This window comes from Paenibacillus sp. ALE3, assembly GCF_054113405.1.
Genome location: NZ_CM134214.1, coordinates 3129820 through 3147315, shown reverse-complemented (window position 1 = coordinate 3147315; position 17496 = coordinate 3129820). Strand labels below are relative to the sequence as shown.

Below are 17496 nucleotides of genomic sequence, written 5' to 3'. Positions count from 1 at the left end.
TCCTGACATAAAATGATTGTAAAGGTTCTTTTTATTCTTAAATAAACTATGGTGTTCAGGATGCCTCATTCGGACCTTGGGCAAAAGGAAGTGGGCGAAGGGGAGCCCCTTCTTTCATATATTGCACCAATACTTCCGGAATATTGTGTATTCCACCTGCATTGACGCGATAGCCGTTCGTTTGCCCTGGTGAGTTAATTCCTCGTTTCACCGTGAACGTAACGTCAATTCCCAAGGAACGGCAAATTTCCAACGTCTCCTTGGTATAGCCCCCATAAGGAAAGGCCAGTACATTTTGATCATTGTGCAGATGTTTGAATAGCTTTTTGTTAGCCATGTCCAAATCGCTATAAATCCGCTGTTTGAACTCATCCTCAGTTTCCATTCGCCCCAGCTTTTTCGAATACACCGGACCCATCAGAAGCGGTTTTTGTTTGGTGCGCGTGGTGTTGGAGTATCCGTACGAATGCTCGTCATTGGTATGACTGTAAAAATCAATGCCCTCTGCATGCATCTGATGAATTTGATCCCATGTCAGCTTGGGTATACCGATATGTTTAGGATTGCTGATTGTGGATGTAATGAGAAAATTGGTAGCCGGAACATGATACTTCTTCAACACGGGAAAAGTGTCCGTATAAAAGGATTCATATCCGTCGTCAAATGTCATAAGGACCGCATTATCGGGAACTTTGCCTTTATGTAAAATAAAATCTGTATACTCTTTCATGGTGATCCAATGAAAGCCATTTGCTTTCATTTCGTCCAACTGTTTCGTTAAATTACTAAGCTTGAGAGCGCCGGGATCAGGTGGAGTCTTGGTCACTTCATGATACATCAGGACAATGACTTTGTTTTGGTAATATACCCTATCTGGTGTAGGCGTCAGTGAAAATAAATGGCGTACCAGTCGATCTGCATTAGCAGTGCGTGTACGATGAGTTCCTTTTAGTACAGGTGTGTGATAAATGCTACGTGCTTCATACACCAAAATCCCTAGAATAGCTACCAAGCTTATGATTAGCAATGTTCTTTTTAAAAAAGTGTGTTTCATTGAATGACATCCCCCGCATGCAAAAAATTCTGAAAGTATAGAGGTTTATACTAAATATGAAACTAGCAAAATCTAGTCTATCATACCGAAAACACGCGGGGGAAATATCACAACTTTGTTACCTCTGTGTTGCTTGTGCAGATACCGAAGATGAGGCCGGGAAGTAACCGATCTCGACAGCATGCTCGATCATATTGCGAATAAACTCCAGGTCGGTTACCGGACACTGGACGCCAGCTTGTTCTAGCAGAGCTGTGGTTACAGAGCATCCGTAACGGTAGGCCGAATCCTTGGCGCCATCACCTTCGAGTTGCCCCATAGCAAGGTGAAGTGCATCTTCCTGAATGCCAGAAGACGGATTCAGCAGCCAAGCGCTGTAATCGTCAAAAGGCAGGGTTTCTACTGCGTAACCGAGCTGGTTTACCATAGCGATCAGTTCATCATATGGCAGTGGGTTCGGATTACAGATGTGGAAAATGCGGTTCGCACTTTTTTGCTTGACGGACAGTTCTACAATAGCACGGCTGGCGTAATCAATCGGTGTAAAGTCTGTATGCCAATCGGCTTGTGGAGCTTTGCCCAGCAGCAGCATCGCTTTCATCATACGATAATAAGCATTGCTGTCGATATTACGCTGGAAGCGTCCGTTGGCCGAATGGGCGGTCAAATTACCGGCACGGTAGATCGAGACAGGCGTACCTGCTTGAGCTGCTTGGAATAATAGCTTCTCTGCCGCAAGTTTACTGTTCGTGTACAGGTTGTCCACGTGCAGTTCATCTGGGAAGGCAGAGAGTTCTAATGTCGATTCCCATTTTCCTTCGTTTGCAAGATCCTCTGGTATTCCCATAGTGGAAACGTGATGGAAGGAGACTCCTGGTTTAGCTTGAGCGATTTTTAGCAGTTCCAATGTTCCGGTCACATTCGTGCGATCGAAGGTTGCCGAATCACCAAAATGGCGAACGTCAGCGGCGCTGTGAATGATACCGTCGATGTGGTGCTCTAGCATATGGCGGTCGACAGAAGAGAGACCAAGATCAGCTTGCTCTAGATCCCCATAGACAGCCTTCACCCGTCCTTCCATCAAGCTGGAGATATCTTGACCAAAATATCCTGTCAATACGGATTGAATACGCTCAAAGCCAGATGGACCGTCCTGAGAAGGGCGTACCATTGCGTATACTTTGGCTTCTGTCCGGTGGAGCAGGTCATACAGAATGTGTGAACCCAGATATCCCGTGGCTCCGGTCAACAAAATCACGCGCAAGTCGCGGATTTCAGCTAAATCTGAAGTGCCAGGCAACTCAATAGGATGTTCATTCAAATCTGTTTTTTCCTGAGAAATCGCGAGTGACTTGCGCTGAGGCGCTTGTTCTGTACCTAATTGCTCTACATATTCAGCAAGCTCACGAACAGTTTTGTAGCGGAAGAAGTCTCCAATACGCAGCGCGCCATAACGCGGCTTCAGAATAGCCAGCACATGAATGACACGAAGCGAATCGCCTCCGATCAGGAAGAAATCGTCGGTCGCGCCAATGTTATTTTTACCAAGCACTTGTGTCCAAGCTTCGGCAATCAGTGTTTCAGTTCCTTCGCGGAGAGGTTCCCCGCTGGACGTAACATCAGACACTTCAGGAAGTGGCCGCAGGGCCAACTTTTTACGATCGATCTTGCCAGTTGGTGAAATAGGCATGGCTTCCAGATGAACAACATGGGTCGGTACAAAATAGGAAGGCAGCTTGCCTCCAATATAAGACTGAATAACGTCCTGTGGAATGGTCTGTCCGTCCGAAGTGGTGAAATAGCCAACTAACATATTCTGATCTGTGTGATCCTTGACGGCAACGACAGCTACGTCCTGAACACCTGGATGTTTGGAGAAATGGTCTTCAATTTCTCCTATTTCAATCCGGTTCCCCCGAATTTTGAGCTGCGAATCCTTCCGGCTTACGTATTCAATCGTACCGTCTGGCAGTAGCTTGGCGATATCCCCCGAACGGTACATTTTCTCACCCGGGACAAATGGATTGTCCACGAACGATTGGGCTGTACGCTCCGGCTGGTGGAGATAGCCATGGGCCAACGCAGGCGTAGCAATGCATACTTCGCCCGGAATATTGACAGGGCAGAGCTTGTTATCGTCGTTAACGATGTACACTTTGTAATTGTAAATCGGCTTACCGATCGGGATATTAACAACATGCTCAGGTACGGCACCACGGACTCGATGGGTCGTCGTCGCTACGGTGCATTCGGTAGGTCCGTATACGTTTACGATGTCGGTATCTGTACCGAATTTGCTTTGGAACGCCCGAACTTGTGAGCCATACAGCGCTTCGCCTGCTACAGTAACAATTCGAACATTTGCGAGTTTACGATAACCTTCGTCTGACAGGTACGTAGATAGCTGATTAAAGAATACGGTTGGCAAAATAGTAATAATCGTTGTGCCCGTACGTTCGATGGCTTCAGCGAATTCTTCAACAGATACGCGCTCTTCGGAAGACAGCAAGTACAATTTTGCACCGTAAAACAAGGCTCCAATCGTATCCCACACAGAAGCATCGAAGCTATAGGTGGCGAATTGGGTCAATACATCCTGAGGCGTAATGTCACAATCGCGTTGTACGACAGCTCCTAGGTTAACGACACCGCGGTGAGCGATCAGGGCACCTTTTGGTTTGCCTGTAGAACCGGAGGTATAGATGACATAAGCTAGATCATCTGGACTTACATCAACGTTTGGATTGCTGGCTGCATAACCTGCCAGTGGTCCGTCAATAGCTAATATTTCTTTTACGGTTTCAATTGACCCGCATAGTTCAGCCGCTTGTTGGGTGAGTGCGGAAGTTGTTAAAACAAATGGAGAACGCGTGTCCTCGACAATGTAGCTACTCCGGTCAGCGGGGTGAGCGGGATCAACAGGAACGTAGACCCCTCCGGCTTTTAGTATGCCGAGCAGGGAAATAACGGTCTCCAAGCTTCGTTCCATGAAGATGGTCACGAATTCACCTTTGGTGAGACCTTTGGATAACAAAACACGTGCAACTTGGTTAGCACGCTCGTTCAATTCACGGTACGTATACTCACCTGTATGGGAAGCAATAGCTGGACGATCAGGGTATTGGGAAGCCGCTTCTTCAAACATTCCGTGAATCGTCTGATGCTCAGGATATTTTACGACTGTATTATTTAAAGCTTCGTGAGCAGCTCGATCTGCGTCCGATAATATGTCAATCGAATTCACAAGTGCATGGCTGTTGTTGAGTGCACCATGCAGAAGGGTTACAAAGTATTCAGCGTAGCGGACCACCGTTGTTTCCAGCAAGAGTGATTGATCATATCGAATCTGTATTTGATAAGTGCCATTGCTCTCACTGACAGCCCAGTCCATAATACGGGATTCTACACCGCTGTCTGTAGGTAGTGTTGTTGAAAATGAAGTATCGGCTTGCGGTTCTGCCAGGAAGGCATGAGGCTCACGGAGCATCTCCTGAAATAAGCTTGCCAGTTCATGAAAAGTCGTTTCCTTTTCAACTGTCAACGATGCTGTAAGCAGACCGGATTGAGGCATAAAAGTAGAGAAAGAAACTTCTTCCTCTGCGGATAGACGATATAACCATGCAGTATACGCTGATAAGAGCACCGCCTGTTTGTCTTCCGCAACTTTTTGTTGATTCAGTTGGTCCGAGATGGATGTTCCTAACTCTACTTGATAAGTAGAGGATGTATACTTGCGCTGTATACGTGCAAAATCCAAGGGAACTAGGAATGGGGATGGAGCTGTCTGTGTGCTGTTTTGTAGTAATGAAGCCATTACGCTAACCTCCTGAATGTTTGGTGTTTCAATATAAGTTGTAAATTTAGTAAATGCCTCCGATCCCTTCAAATGGATGAACAGGAGGGAGGCATTACCGAACGACTTACTTATGAAATATACATTGAAATCGATAAATGGATATTATGATTTGGTACGGTTTGTGTCTGCAATTTTGAAATAAGATGTAATTTCTTGAAGCTCTTCAGACATGGAAGTCAGCTTATGGGATGACTCGATGATAGAATCCAAAGAAGCTTTTTGTTCCTCTACCGTTTGCATAATGTGAACACTGTTATTGGCTGTTTTGGTTACGGTGGAGGAAAGATCGTCTGCTGTCGCGGTCATTTCCTGTGTCCCCGCAGATATTTGCTCCGTAGCACTGGATACTTCTTGGATTTGCCATGCTAGATTTTTAGTTGCTTGAAGAATATCATTGAACAATTCGCCTGCTTGTCCAGCAACGACAATACCGTTTTGAACTTCAACGTTCCCTTGCTCCATCGAATTCACAGCTTGTCCGATTTCACTTTGAATTTCTTCAATCAAAGAAGTAATTTGTTTAGTTGCCTCCGCAGATTGTTCTGCCAGCTTGCGTACTTCATTGGCCACAACGGCAAAGCCTTTACCTTCTTCACCGACACGCGCAGCTTCTATAGAAGCGTTCAGGGCGAGCAGGTTCGTTTGGCTAGAAATACCTGAAATGGTGCTAATGATATTGCCAATTTCCTGTGAACGGCTGTCCAGCAACTTGATGATACGGGAAGTATTCGTTACTGAATCGGTAATCAAATGCATTTGGGATGATACCTTATCTACAATCTCGTTACCTTCATTGGAACGCTTCTCTACCGAATTGGCTTCTTCGGCCACATTGGAAGAACTAGTAGCAATATTTTGGATAACTGATGCCATTTCAGCCATAGCTCGTGCACTATCGCCTGTCGCTTTTTCCTGTGAACGGATATTATCCGTAATTTCATTGATATTTTGGTTGATGATGTTGGAATTGATTCCGTTTTGCTCGCAGATTGCGAGTAATTCTTTCGCAGATTCATTGACTTCATCAGTAGTCTGCTTCACTTTGGTCATTATGCTGTTAATATGGCTTACCATATCGTTAAAGTTCTGATTCACAAGTCCCAAATCATCCTGGCCAGTATGAATTTGAACATCCAGGTTTCCTCTGCTTACTTCACTGATACCGTACATCAGTTGCTTAATCGGAGACAGTGTGCGTTTTACTACCCAATATTGAAGCGCCAGGCAGATCAGTAGGAATATCACCAAAATGGTAGCGCCGCTAATGAGCAGCTTAGTCAATCCAGCCGGTACAGCCCCAGCATCAGCATCGACCGCAAAATAAGCAAAGATTTTGCCACTAGGATCTTTAATCGGCGTCATCAAAGTCGTCCAAGTACCAAAAGAGTCATCGTAGAAACTGGTGAATGTAGGTTTGCCGGAGTCCAGCATGCTAGTTACCCCTACAGCCACAACATTGGGTTGCTCGTACATAGCGCCGACACCCATCTTTTCTTTTTCAAATGATTCTCTCAGATCTTTTGGCATGGCAATAATGGATGTCTGATTACCATTTTCCAGCTCTGTTCCGAAAATATAGGCGTGAGAGATATTCGGGTTCGTCGCCATGATGTTATCAAGATAGGTACGGAGCTTGGTTTGAATGGGTCCATCATAATTTTTTTCTTGAACTGCTTGGGATACTTCATCGGAATTAATGCCTTGTGCCCACTTCAATGTGATTTTTTCCACTTGCCCATGCAACTGGTCAATCAAAATCGTACGTTGGATCAAATAGCTAGATACAATAAGGACTAGCCCGATCAGTACGATATTGAAGAAGGATAATAATAAGTTTTTGGTGAAGAATGATAAGCTACTCCACTTTTTCAAAATGTTCCACTCCCTGGTAGTATTTTTGTATATGGTGTTGAACCGCTTATCGAATGAGATAATCAAGTCCCCCTTACAAACATAATAAATAGAGATAATGACCCTTGATTTTTTTTAATAGGTCTTAAGTCTTTTTTGGACCAGTAAGATATCCCTATATATATGTCGTACAAAAAGCTCTTGAAATGAATACCTAACCCAATAAAAAATTAATTTTTAATAGGTAAACGTTGTGTGTATTTCAGTATTTTCCAATTTATACTCACGCTTGAAATTCAAGTTCATTTCAGTCCATAAGCAACTATTCAACAGAAACCATCATACTTTATAATAGAGTCAAATGCACTTATGAATTTGGGACATTTTTCATATTTGATGCTGCAAATGCTTGATTTATCGCGGTTTTCGGGAATTGTTTGCGAAATGAGCCCATGTATCTATGCATAGAGAAGAGGGAAGAGAAAAGTGTCCAAGCTTACGATTTTAAAGGTTGAGAGCAATCACGCGGATCTGCATCATTTGATTCATAGGCTGGATGAAGACTTGCTGGAAAGGTATCCTGCTGATCAAATTTACTTGGTCGATTTTTCCAATCCAAAAGTTAAAAGTATGTTTTTCGCTGTTGTGTATGTGGATGAAAAACCGGTTGCTTGCGGAGGGCTTAGGCCTATAGATGCGGAAGAGATGGAACTTAAAAGATTTTATGTCGATTCCTCTTATCGCAGACAAGGAATTGCGGTCAGCCTATTATCTTTTCTGGAAGAGGAAGCCAGAAAGCGGGGAGTTGTAAGGATTAAACTAGAGACCGGAGCGGCTCAACCTGAGGCAATTGCCTTCTATACCAAGCAAGGGTACGAACCTATTGAACGATTTGGGGAGTATGAATACGATGAAAATAGTCTTTGTTATGGTAAAAAGCTGTCTCTGTCTTTATAAAGCGTTCTCATATAAAATAGATGTTGATCAACATTAGCCTATATAGCGGGAGAGATGATAATGAATTTGAAGCAAAAAGCGGCCGAAAAAGCAGTTGAGGCGATTCAGGATGGCATGAAAGTAGGACTTGGTACAGGCTCGACAGCCTATTGGGCTATTCAAAAAATCGGAGAGCGTGTGGCACAAGGTTTACATATACAGGCTGTAGCTACATCCCAAGCCTCGGAGGATCAGGCTAGGGAGCTGGGAATTCCCATCATTCCGTTTGATCAAATTGGAAGGCTTGACGTTACCATTGATGGTGCAGATGAGGTGAATGAGCAACTGGTATTGGTGAAAGGTGGAGGCGGTGCTCTGCTGAGAGAGAAAATTGTGGAAAGCAATACCGACCGATTAATCATAATTGTGGATGAGTCCAAGGATGTGAAGGTACTGGGCGCATTCCCTTTGCCGGTCGAGGTGGTACCTTTTGCCAGTGAATGGACGTTGGAGGCTCTGCGGCAGACGGGTTGTAAAGCGGAATGGCGTATGAAAGACGGCGAGCGCTTCCTTACGGATAACGGTAATTATATTGCCGATTGTCGCTATGGTACGATCGAGAACCCGCAGGAGCTGGAATTTCGCTTAAATCAAATTCCGGGTGTAGTCGATAATGGACTGTTCATTAACATGGCGGACCAAGTCATTATCGCACGAGCTAATGGACAAATTGACATACGGAATAAATAATGTCTGGTAACCGTCTGTTTTATAATGTGGCATTCGTGTTATTGATATTATATACAGGGCTTCTATTATATTGGATGTTTCTCGGTTTTGGTCGTACATTACGGCCAGGACCTCCGTATTCATATAATATTGTTCCATTGGATACGATTGGCCGATACTGGCGGGCAATGCATTCGTCCCCTTTTCGGGTATGGGGTGTTAATTTGCTTGGGAATATTGGTGTGTTCATTCCCTTTGGAGTTCTTTTGCCGATCATTTGGGTGTCTATGCGCAAGGTAGGCAGGCTGCTGTTAGTGGTGGTGGCCGCATTGGTCATTCTAGAAGTAAACCAAATGCTGCTGGGCGCAGGTACGATGGATGTGGATGACATCATACTGAATGTGCTTGGAGTATTATGCGGACGTGTTGCCTATGTATTTTTACGTAAGAAATTAAGAATTGAATTATAATCGCCCTGCTCTCGATATCAGTGTTTAATGACTGGTCGAGGGCAGGCTTTTTTTACATAATGAACGGCAATTTTCGCATAATAGATGGTAATTCCTACAATAACAGAGCGTAAGAGCAGGAAGGGAAGCGCTTAAACTTGACAAAAGTACGCAATTAAGATATCTTTGAATAAAGATATGAGTAACGGAGGCTGTTAATATGTCTGTAAAACCAGATGATCAGGACTTAGCGCTTAATTTGTTCGTTGTTCTGGCACGTGCCTATAATTCGGTCACATCTCGCACGAATCGGGACATTCATAGTCATGGATTAAATACAACTGAATTTGGTGTGCTTGACCTGCTGTATTATCGCGGACCGCAGCCTTTGCAGAAAATTGGAGAAAAGGTACTGATCTCCAGTGGCAATATTACGTATGTGGTGGATAAACTTCAGAAAAAAAACCTGCTTACTCGCCGTGCGTCACAAGATGATCGGCGTGTAATTTATGCAGAATTGACTGACGATGGACGTCATTTTTTTGAACAAATATTTCCACAGCATCATCGTGTTATTATGGAGACTGTGGATGGCTTATCCGTGGAAGAGAAGGAGCAGGCTATTCATCTGCTAAAAAAGCTTGGACTAACAGCTGAGGGACAGAAGAGTAACGGATCATAAGTGTTGCATATTCTGGTTAATTCAGCTTTGAGATAAAATACCGACTTTTCGGTATTTTATTTTTTTGTCTAATTTTGGAGCAGTAGGTACGCAAATCAGGTATAATTGTCTAATAGTCTCGATCTGAGGTCATCCCTAGAACCTGTTTCATATACAAATACCTTGTCGGGGAAGGAGCTGTACATGAGTATACAGCAATATACCGCAGGTGAGTCGCTATTAATGCAAGCAGGAGGCTTGGCTGAACTAGTTACCCATAAACAATACGAATTACAGCCAGATCTTTTGGAGCGCTTTGGGGACAACGGTAAAATAAAGACAAAACAGGACTCCATATATAGTTTGAACTATTTAGCAGAAAGTGTAATCGTGAACAGTCCTATTTTATTTACGTATTATGTTTCCTGGTTAAAGAGACTTCTAGAAGGTTTCGGCATAACCCAAGAAGATTTGATCATCAATTTTCAATTAATTCGGGAGACGTTGGTAGAGCACTTTCATCACACGGATAAAACGACGGTGCTGATGCATCTGGAATTGGGGATACAGCAAATTGGGAAGAAGGAGGAGTATGCCTCTTTTATTACAGATGATAATCCCTATGCTGCCGATGTGACTCAGTATTTGGAATATTTACTCTCAGGTAATCGCAGACAGGCTTTGGATTGGATCGTCCATTTGCTTGATGAAGGTACGTCTATTCAACATACTTATAAATATATTTTTCAAATTTCGCAATATGAAATAGGTCGTCTGTGGCATGAAGGCAAAATTACGGTTGGCCAAGAACATTTTTGTACTGCCGCGACTCAGTTTATTATTTCCAGCCTGTATCCCAGATGGATAGGTACTGGAAATAAGGGACGCAGCCTTGTAGCAGCATGTGTAGGCAGCGAGCAGCATGAAATAGGTCTGCGTATGCTGGCTGATATATTCGAGATGGATGGTTGGGATACGTACTATTTAGGTGCTAATGTACCTGATCGGAGCCTGCTTCAGGCCATTGTGAGTTACAACGCAGATGTGGTAGCTATCTCAGCTACCATGGCTTACCATGTCCATCTGGTGAAAAAGTTGATTACTGTTATCCGTCAAAATACAACTACCAGGCATGTGAAAATTATGGTCGGTGGCTTGCCCTTTAATCTTGATTCACACTTATGGCAGGAAGTTGGGGCGGATGGATATGCACCAGGTGCGGAGGAAGCGCTGGAGGTAGCAGAGGGCATACTTTCGCTCAAGAGATAATGTTAGTGTTGGCAACCCGTAAGTCATTTTGTAAAGGGGGCCTTTTAATATGAAGGAACCGACAGCAGAAATGGCTGTCCTGCGGAGAACGGTCGAACAATTAACGGATGAGGTTGTGAAAAGCAAAGCTGAGGAAGAAAAGCTGCTGAATGAATTTTCAGCAATGAACAACGAGCTGGTCAATCTGCAGCGTCAGCTTGCCAAAAGCAATGCGGAATTAAAGCGGACAAAGGAAGAAGCGATACGGGCTAATGACCTGAAGAGCACTTTTCTCGCCGTGGTTAGTCATGAATTTAGAACGCCAATGAACGGAATTCTGGGGATGATCGAAATGTTAGCTGCATCCAAACTGTCTCCAGATCAGCGGCAGGCCATCGGTGTGATACGTGAGTCGGCCTCTCTGCTGCTAAACATGATTAATAATCTGCTCGATATATCCAAAGTAGAAGCAGGACAGATGGAATTGGAGATCGGAAATGTCAGAGTTCAAGCGATTATGAGCCATGTTGCCCAGTTGTTGGAGCCGCAAATTTATCAGATGGGCAATCAGTTGAGTATAGAGACTGATCCTGGCGTGGCAGAGCATCTCGAAGGAGATTCGGCAAGGATTATGCAGATCTTGCTTAATCTGTTGAACAATGCGAATAAATTTACAAGCGAAGGGATACTTGTTGTTCGTACAAAATTGGTTGAGGAAACAAAAGATTCCCAACGTGTTCGTTTTGAAGTACAGGATTCGGGCATCGGGATTTCACCGGAGGATCAGGACAAGCTGTTTCAGCCTTATGTGCAAGCCGGTGAGGGCGGCGCCTCTCAATATGGAGGAACGGGACTGGGACTATGGATATGCAGCTCGTTTGTGAAACTTATGCAGGGAGAGATTGGGGTCGTCAGCGAAGAAGGCCAAGGCTCCACATTCTGGTTTGAAATTCCCTTCAGGAAGGCATCAGGACAGGCAGATAAAATAGAGCAACATGAAAATGGTGAATTGACGGCACGTAGCGAATTGCTTCGTGAGCATATTCATTCTCAAGTTATTTTGGTGGCTGAGGATAATCGGGTGAATCGTCAAGTGGTGCAATTACAGCTTAACCACCTGGGATTCCAGCATATTGACTTTGCCGAGGATGGGCAAGCCGCAGTAAGAGCGGCCTCCGAACGATCCTACGCCTGCATTCTAATGGATCACCATATGCCTCTGCTAAATGGTCACGATGCGACGAAAGCGATCCGCCAGTGGGAAGTAGAAAACCAACAGCCGCCCGTAACGATCATTTCTTTGACCGGAAATGTGTCCGAGGAAGACCAGGCTCGTGGGCGGGAGGTTGGAGTGAACGATTACTTGACGAAACCGGTGACGATTGAAAATCTCTCAGAAAAGCTCGTCAAATGGCTACCCGTTCCGGAATCCGAGCCTATTTTGGATGAGGATGTTATTCGGGAAATTATGTTGCTGGATGAGGATGGTAGCACGGGATTACTCGAGTCATTGGTTGAAATGTATACTAGTGATACACCTGCCAAAATCAACAAGTTAAAAGAATTGGTTGCTGCGGGCGAAGTCACAAAAGTAGTAGAGGCTGCTCATGAGTTGAAATCAGGCAGCGTGAGTCTAGGGGTCGGGCGTTTGTCCAAGTTGCTGTCTGATATTGAACAGCTTGCACGGGAGAACCGACTTGAGAATACGCAAGTGAAGTTGTCTGCGCTCCAGTCTGTCTATCAGGCAACGTGCTTAGAGCTGGAACGTTATATTCACCAGTCTAGACTGATTCCCCCTTGTTAGACTTGTACCTAGAAGGAGGACCTAAGATATATATGAAAGAACAGCTGCGTTCCATTCACCCGCTGGCCTGGACAATTATAGCGGGTACGATTTTTGGTCGGATGGCGACCTCGATGAGTATCCCATTTTTGTCTATTTATCTGACCACCCGTCTGGGGGTTTCCCCCTTTCATACGGGGGTGATCGTATCGGTCAGCTCGCTGGTCGGCATTTTTGCCAGCTTTTACGGTGGATATATTTCAGATCGGATCGGACGGCGTAAGGTGATGCTGGTATCCATCGCGAGTTGGGCGCTTGTATTCGTCGCTTTTGCGTTGGCAGAAGCGGCTTGGGCTTTTTTTGTCATTAATGCTCTGAATGGACTATGCAGATCCTTGTTCGAGCCAACTTCGCGGGCGCTATTATCAGATGTAACCCCCAAGGAGAAAAGATTGCTCGTCTATAACATGAGATATGCGGCGATTAATGTTGGTGTGGTGGCAGGACCGCTGCTTGGTTTGATGTTGGGATCGGCATCTACAGGTACGCCGTTTATGGTAGCCGCTGGTGTGTATGCTCTGTACGGGGTGCTGCTGTTGATCCAATTTACTCGGTATGCAGCAGATCTGCATGTAGGCACAACCGCAGGCGAGGCTCCGCTGCGGATGGGTGAGGCGTTCCGAACAGCCAGCAGAGATCCCGTATTTATGCCGATTTTGTTGGGAACCGTATTCTGCGTAATGGGCTATGCTCATTCCAATTCGACAATGCCTCAATTTTTATCGTTGTCCTTCGAGGAAGGTACCCGGTGGTTTACATACATGCTAACGGTCAACGCGGTTTGCGTATTGGCTTTTCAGTATCCACTGGTACGACTGGCAAGCCGCTTTTCTCCAGTGAATTCCTTAATAGCAGGGAATATATGTATTGCAGTCAGCTTGCTGCTGTGCGGTATGCTAAACTCAGGCTGGATGTTTATACTGGATATGGTGTTGTTTACAGTAGGCGAAGTATTATTGTTCACGATGCTGGACGTACTGATTGATCAAATTGCTGATGTCCAATATAAAGGGACCTACTTCGGTACGATCGGCTTTAATAATTTGGGTAGTGTACTGGCTCCTTTATTTGGTGGCTGGTTGCTGGATATCTATGGTCAAACAGCACCGCTTGCCGTGTTTGTTCCGGTTGCACTGTCGGTTGTGATCGGTATTCCGTTCCTGCTGGTCGCACGCCGCCGTTTGGCGCAGCGTACAGCCCGGTTCGCGGCTCAAGGTGGGGAGTCTGTGCAGCAACTATCATCATAAAAAAAGGGAGCTGAGTACAGGATGAAGTCGGAAGAAGATGTGCTACGAATTATACAATATATGAATGATCCACAGGTCTTGGAAGACTTGCGTTATGTGCGAGAGCTGAAGCTTCCGCAAGGCTGTATAGCCGCGGGCTATGTACGAAACCGGGTTTGGGACAAGCTTCATGGCTATACAACGGCTACACCTCTAAACGATATCGATGTTATTTATTTTGACCCTAAAAATACGCTAGAGGAACGAGATGAGTTTCTGGAGCAGTCCTTGAATCGTAAACAGGCAGGACGCAACTGGTCTGTCAAAAATCAAGCTCGGATGCATATTCGCAACGGGGAGGCTCCGTATTCCTCGATAGAGGATGCGATGAGCCGCTGGCCAGAGACGGCAACAGCTGTAGCCATTCGATTGAATACCAAGGATCAAATGGAGGTTATTTGTCCGTATGGGTTGGAAGATCTGCTGGATATGCGGGTACGCCAAAGCCCCCTGTTCCGTCACACTACGGCTTTTCGTCAGCGTGTATTTGAAAAACAGTGGCTAGATAATTGGCCGTTGCTTATTGTGGAAAACTAAAGTATAACCTCATTTCAGATTATAAGGAGAGACGACTAACGATGTTTAAAAATATAAAACCAGATTCAGATCGTGAGGAGGTGCTGGAGCTCCTTACCTACGCTGTGCTTGATCATCCTGAACGCGGAGAGGCGGCTTTGCGTGCTTATCAAGCCTCGGATGAATGGAAGTTGTTCGGTGTGGAAGATGAAGGACTTATTGTAGGTGTTGTCGGTTTTGAGGAGCGGGAGGATGGAACGATCGTGCTCCATCATCTGGCTGTATTACCTGAAAATCGTCATAGAGGCTACGGCAGAGGGATGTTGCTTACGCTTATTAAGGAGCGTAGCCCGAAGCGACTTACGGTGGACACAGATGCGGAGGGGGCAGATTTCTTCCGCAACGTGGGTTTTGCCGTATATGGATCGGAGGATTTGCCAGATGGTGGGCAATTCCATTGTATATATGAAATAGACGAAGAATAAGCGAATCTCCGTGTCCCACTTCCTTTTTTCTACATAATATATGTTATGTCGGAGGGAGGTGGGTTTCATTGGCGTATCACTACACAGCGATTGGAGATTCTTTAACGACAGGTGCAGGGACGTTGCTGAGTGGCGGCTTTGTACCTGTCTATCGGCGAATGGCGGAAAGACATCTCCGTACGCCAGTCAGTTACGAGAATCTGGGAATCAACGGATTGACATCGCAGGAGCTGCTGTCCATGGTCCGCAACAATCCGCTTTTTCGGTCGGCAATCAGCCGGGCTGAACTCATAACGGTGACGATCGGCGGGAATGATCTGCGTCCATATATCAGTACACTTGCTGGAAGCCCAGGCGCGTCGGGTTCTTCCATTTCGCAAGCGCTGAATCATACCAAAGAACATGTACGCCAAATTGTACATGCCCTGTATCAAATAAAGTCCGGTCAGCGTGAGCCATTTATCATCCGAATGGTGGGGTTATATAATCCTTTTCCAGGAGTAAGGGAGGCGGGAGTATATGTGCGCCAATACAACTCGTTTCTCTATACATTGGGCGGGCCGAATTATCGGGTAGCGAACATTTATCCCATATTCGAAGGCAATGAACGGGCACTGCTTTCGCTGGACCGGATACATCCGAACAGCCGTGGTTATCGCGTGATTGCGGAAGAGCTGAATCGACTTGGTTATGCGCCGTTACGATGACCGTGAGAGGATGCTTTGGATCGGAAAAAGTATAATAAAGAAAGAGGTTCATCATGGCAGATTAACTGTTCATCTTGAACCTCTTTTTTGCGTTTCAGCGTGTGATTTAGCTGATTATTTTACGGAATAGACTGCGTGCAGCCCACTTGCGCTCACTTCGTTTGCGGTATTTGGGCAGAGAACGATAGACAGCAATAGACTGGTTAAATGCAGTGATGGCTTCATCCTTGCGTCCCAGCATACGGTACATCAGGCCTGTCAGATAATAGCCCTCGCTGGAAGAAGACTGAATCTCCTGAAAATGCTGTAGATAGTGTAGTGACTTATTTACGTCCCGTTCCTTGAAAGCTGCGGCTAAATGCAAATAGGGTTCACCGTATTGCACCCGCGGGTTAATGTCCAGTGCCTTGAGTAAATGCTGTTCTCCATCCTCCAGGTGGGTTGTGTGTACCTCAGCCGTACCCCGCGTGTTCCAATAATCTGCTGAATCTTCATATCGGGATTGAATTTCCAATAGTAGCTCCAAAGCCTGCGAGTATTTCTTGCTTTCGATCCAAATCCGTGCCAAATCAAACTTGGCAGCCACATCGTTGGTGTTTAACACAATCTGTTGACGCAATCGTGCTGCATTGCGTCTTCTTTTCCACGGTTTGCTGATGCTGGGCAATACACCGACAAAGCTGCGATCCAATATATAGATCACAATTAGGAGTACGAGCATTGCCAAAAACGGATTACCGAGCAAACTCCATAGTAGAGAGAAAATCAAAAATTTCCCAATCATTCTGCTCCAATCCTCCTGTATATGTAGCTATCCATACTTTCCACATTATAGCATAGGTCACTTTAAGGGGCATTAGCATGATGAGATTTCGAAGGATGATAGCTTTCTATGTTGGTGGGGGACTTGTACGTGCTTTTGATATTCGATGGGGAAAAAGAGGAACATGAGAAGTTTCAGCATTCCCGCCAAAAGGTTGAACAGTCGGCCTTATCCAAAATATTAAACTCGATTATTTTCTCAAGTAATGAGAAATCAACTGGACTATCCCACTGGATACGTACCAACTGCTTGGTGTGATTATAGCCAGCCTGCACAATTAACTCAGAAAAATGATTAATCCCTGCCTTTTCAGGGGCAACGGCTAAATGATGTTTGGCTACGCTAAAGCCAATAATAAATGTGCCGTGATCTGTAAACATAGGCTGATTCCACGCAATTTTTGGCAATAAATTTGGAAACTTCTTGGTTACCCAAGCCAAAACCTCTTCCGTTCGGACCCGATGTTGTGGGTTATCAATATGCGCTAAATATTCTGCAAAAACTTCCATGTTGTTCCCTCCTAAAATAAAAATTATGTCCTGTAATATTCCTCATTGGACGACATGTTGCATAAATACGATGGACATCAAGTGTGCTAAATCCAAATCCTAGCAGGGCTCGTGCCGCTTCTGTTGCATAACCCTTACCTTGATAATCTGGGTTTAAAATATAACCCATTTCTGCATTAGTATCTTTGACATGAATACCAACACCGCCGATCAGAATTCCAGTGTCTTTAAGACATACGGCTAGTTCGTAGTCTTGTCGTGGCTTTTCCAGCTGTGAGACTAGAACTTGTTCTATATACGCCTTTGTATCTTCTTCTGTATTGGGTCCCCATGCTGTGTGCCTAGTAACTTGAGGCAATGACGTGTAGGTATGTATACTTCCTTAAGCAGATCTGATGGGAAAGATTCAAGATTTTGAAAGAAAACGTTAAAGAAGAGTATCGAATTACGTGTTGAACAATGGGAACGAATGAATCCTTTTGCCGCCTGAACGCAAACCGCAAGGGAGGCGTCCGGCAAAAGGCAATCAGAAGATAATGAATG

General features: G+C 45.0%; 16 protein-coding genes. 10 read left to right on the top strand and 6 right to left on the bottom strand.

The window, feature by feature from the left end:
- Positions 1-55: 55 nt before the first annotated feature.
- The 3 genes from ACXHJ2_RS13660 to ACXHJ2_RS13650 form a co-directional block, all read right to left on the bottom strand.
- Positions 56-1054, bottom strand: a complete 999-nt coding sequence (locus ACXHJ2_RS13660) for a polysaccharide deacetylase family protein (protein ID WP_165080078.1) — start codon at positions 1052-1054, stop codon at positions 56-58.
- A gap of 118 nt (positions 1055-1172) precedes the next feature.
- Positions 1173-4868 (bottom strand): non-ribosomal peptide synthetase family protein, encoded by a 3696-nt coding sequence (locus ACXHJ2_RS13655; protein WP_165080076.1) that lies wholly within the window; start codon positions 4866-4868, stop codon positions 1173-1175.
- A gap of 144 nt (positions 4869-5012) precedes the next feature.
- On the bottom strand, positions 5013-6782 hold the full coding sequence (locus ACXHJ2_RS13650; RefSeq protein WP_058829450.1) for a methyl-accepting chemotaxis protein: 1770 nt from the start codon (positions 6780-6782) through the stop codon (positions 5013-5015).
- A gap of 465 nt (positions 6783-7247) precedes the next feature.
- Between ACXHJ2_RS13650 and ACXHJ2_RS13645 the strand changes: the two genes are divergently transcribed.
- From ACXHJ2_RS13645 to ACXHJ2_RS13600, 10 genes are all read left to right on the top strand, one after another.
- A complete protein-coding gene (locus ACXHJ2_RS13645; RefSeq protein ID WP_129549089.1) occupies positions 7248-7718 on the top strand; it encodes a GNAT family N-acetyltransferase in 471 nt (156 codons plus the stop codon).
- 60 nt (positions 7719-7778) lie between these two features.
- Positions 7779-8447, top strand: coding sequence for a ribose-5-phosphate isomerase RpiA (rpiA, locus tag ACXHJ2_RS13640; protein ID WP_165080074.1), 669 nt, complete (start codon positions 7779-7781; stop codon positions 8445-8447).
- A complete protein-coding gene (locus tag ACXHJ2_RS13635) occupies positions 8447-8896 on the top strand; it encodes a VanZ family protein (RefSeq protein ID WP_165080072.1) in 450 nt (149 codons plus the stop codon). The genes rpiA and ACXHJ2_RS13635 overlap by 1 nt, the downstream gene beginning before the upstream one ends.
- 199 nt (positions 8897-9095) lie before the next feature.
- A complete protein-coding gene (locus tag ACXHJ2_RS13630; protein WP_013309820.1) occupies positions 9096-9557 on the top strand; it encodes a MarR family winged helix-turn-helix transcriptional regulator in 462 nt (153 codons plus the stop codon).
- Positions 9558-9740: 183 nt separating this feature from the next.
- Positions 9741-10805, top strand: coding sequence for a cobalamin B12-binding domain-containing protein (locus ACXHJ2_RS13625; protein ID WP_165080070.1), 1065 nt, complete (start codon positions 9741-9743; stop codon positions 10803-10805).
- Positions 10806-10854: 49 nt separating this feature from the next.
- A complete protein-coding gene (locus ACXHJ2_RS13620) occupies positions 10855-12588 on the top strand; it encodes an ATP-binding protein (protein WP_165080068.1) in 1734 nt (577 codons plus the stop codon).
- 32 nt (positions 12589-12620) lie between these two features.
- The gene (locus ACXHJ2_RS13615; protein ID WP_025677927.1) at positions 12621-13874 is read left to right on the top strand and encodes an MDR family MFS transporter; all 1254 of its coding nucleotides are present in this window, start codon (positions 12621-12623) and stop codon (positions 13872-13874) included.
- Positions 13875-13895: 21 nt separating this feature from the next.
- The gene (locus tag ACXHJ2_RS13610; RefSeq protein ID WP_165080066.1) at positions 13896-14450 is read left to right on the top strand and encodes a nucleotidyltransferase family protein; all 555 of its coding nucleotides are present in this window, start codon (positions 13896-13898) and stop codon (positions 14448-14450) included.
- A gap of 41 nt (positions 14451-14491) precedes the next feature.
- Complete coding sequence (locus ACXHJ2_RS13605; protein WP_013370606.1) at positions 14492-14914, top strand: GNAT family N-acetyltransferase; 423 nt, start codon at positions 14492-14494, stop codon at positions 14912-14914.
- Between the two features lie 68 nt (positions 14915-14982).
- Entirely contained in the window at positions 14983-15621 is a 639-nt protein-coding gene (locus ACXHJ2_RS13600; RefSeq protein WP_013370607.1) for a GDSL-type esterase/lipase family protein, read from the top strand.
- Between the two features lie 106 nt (positions 15622-15727).
- Here ACXHJ2_RS13600 and ACXHJ2_RS13595 read toward each other — a convergent pair whose 3' ends face one another.
- The 3 genes from ACXHJ2_RS13595 to ACXHJ2_RS13585 form a co-directional block, all read right to left on the bottom strand.
- Positions 15728-16405: a tetratricopeptide repeat protein gene (locus ACXHJ2_RS13595; protein WP_165080064.1), complete on the bottom strand. Its 678-nt coding sequence runs from the start codon at positions 16403-16405 to the stop codon at positions 15728-15730.
- 173 nt (positions 16406-16578) lie between these two features.
- A complete protein-coding gene (locus ACXHJ2_RS13590; protein WP_165080062.1) occupies positions 16579-16953 on the bottom strand; it encodes an iron chaperone in 375 nt (124 codons plus the stop codon).
- A complete protein-coding gene (locus tag ACXHJ2_RS13585) occupies positions 16919-17329 on the bottom strand; it encodes a GNAT family N-acetyltransferase (protein ID WP_274597480.1) in 411 nt (136 codons plus the stop codon). The genes ACXHJ2_RS13590 and ACXHJ2_RS13585 overlap by 35 nt, the downstream gene beginning before the upstream one ends.
- Positions 17330-17496: the final 167 nt, after the last annotated feature.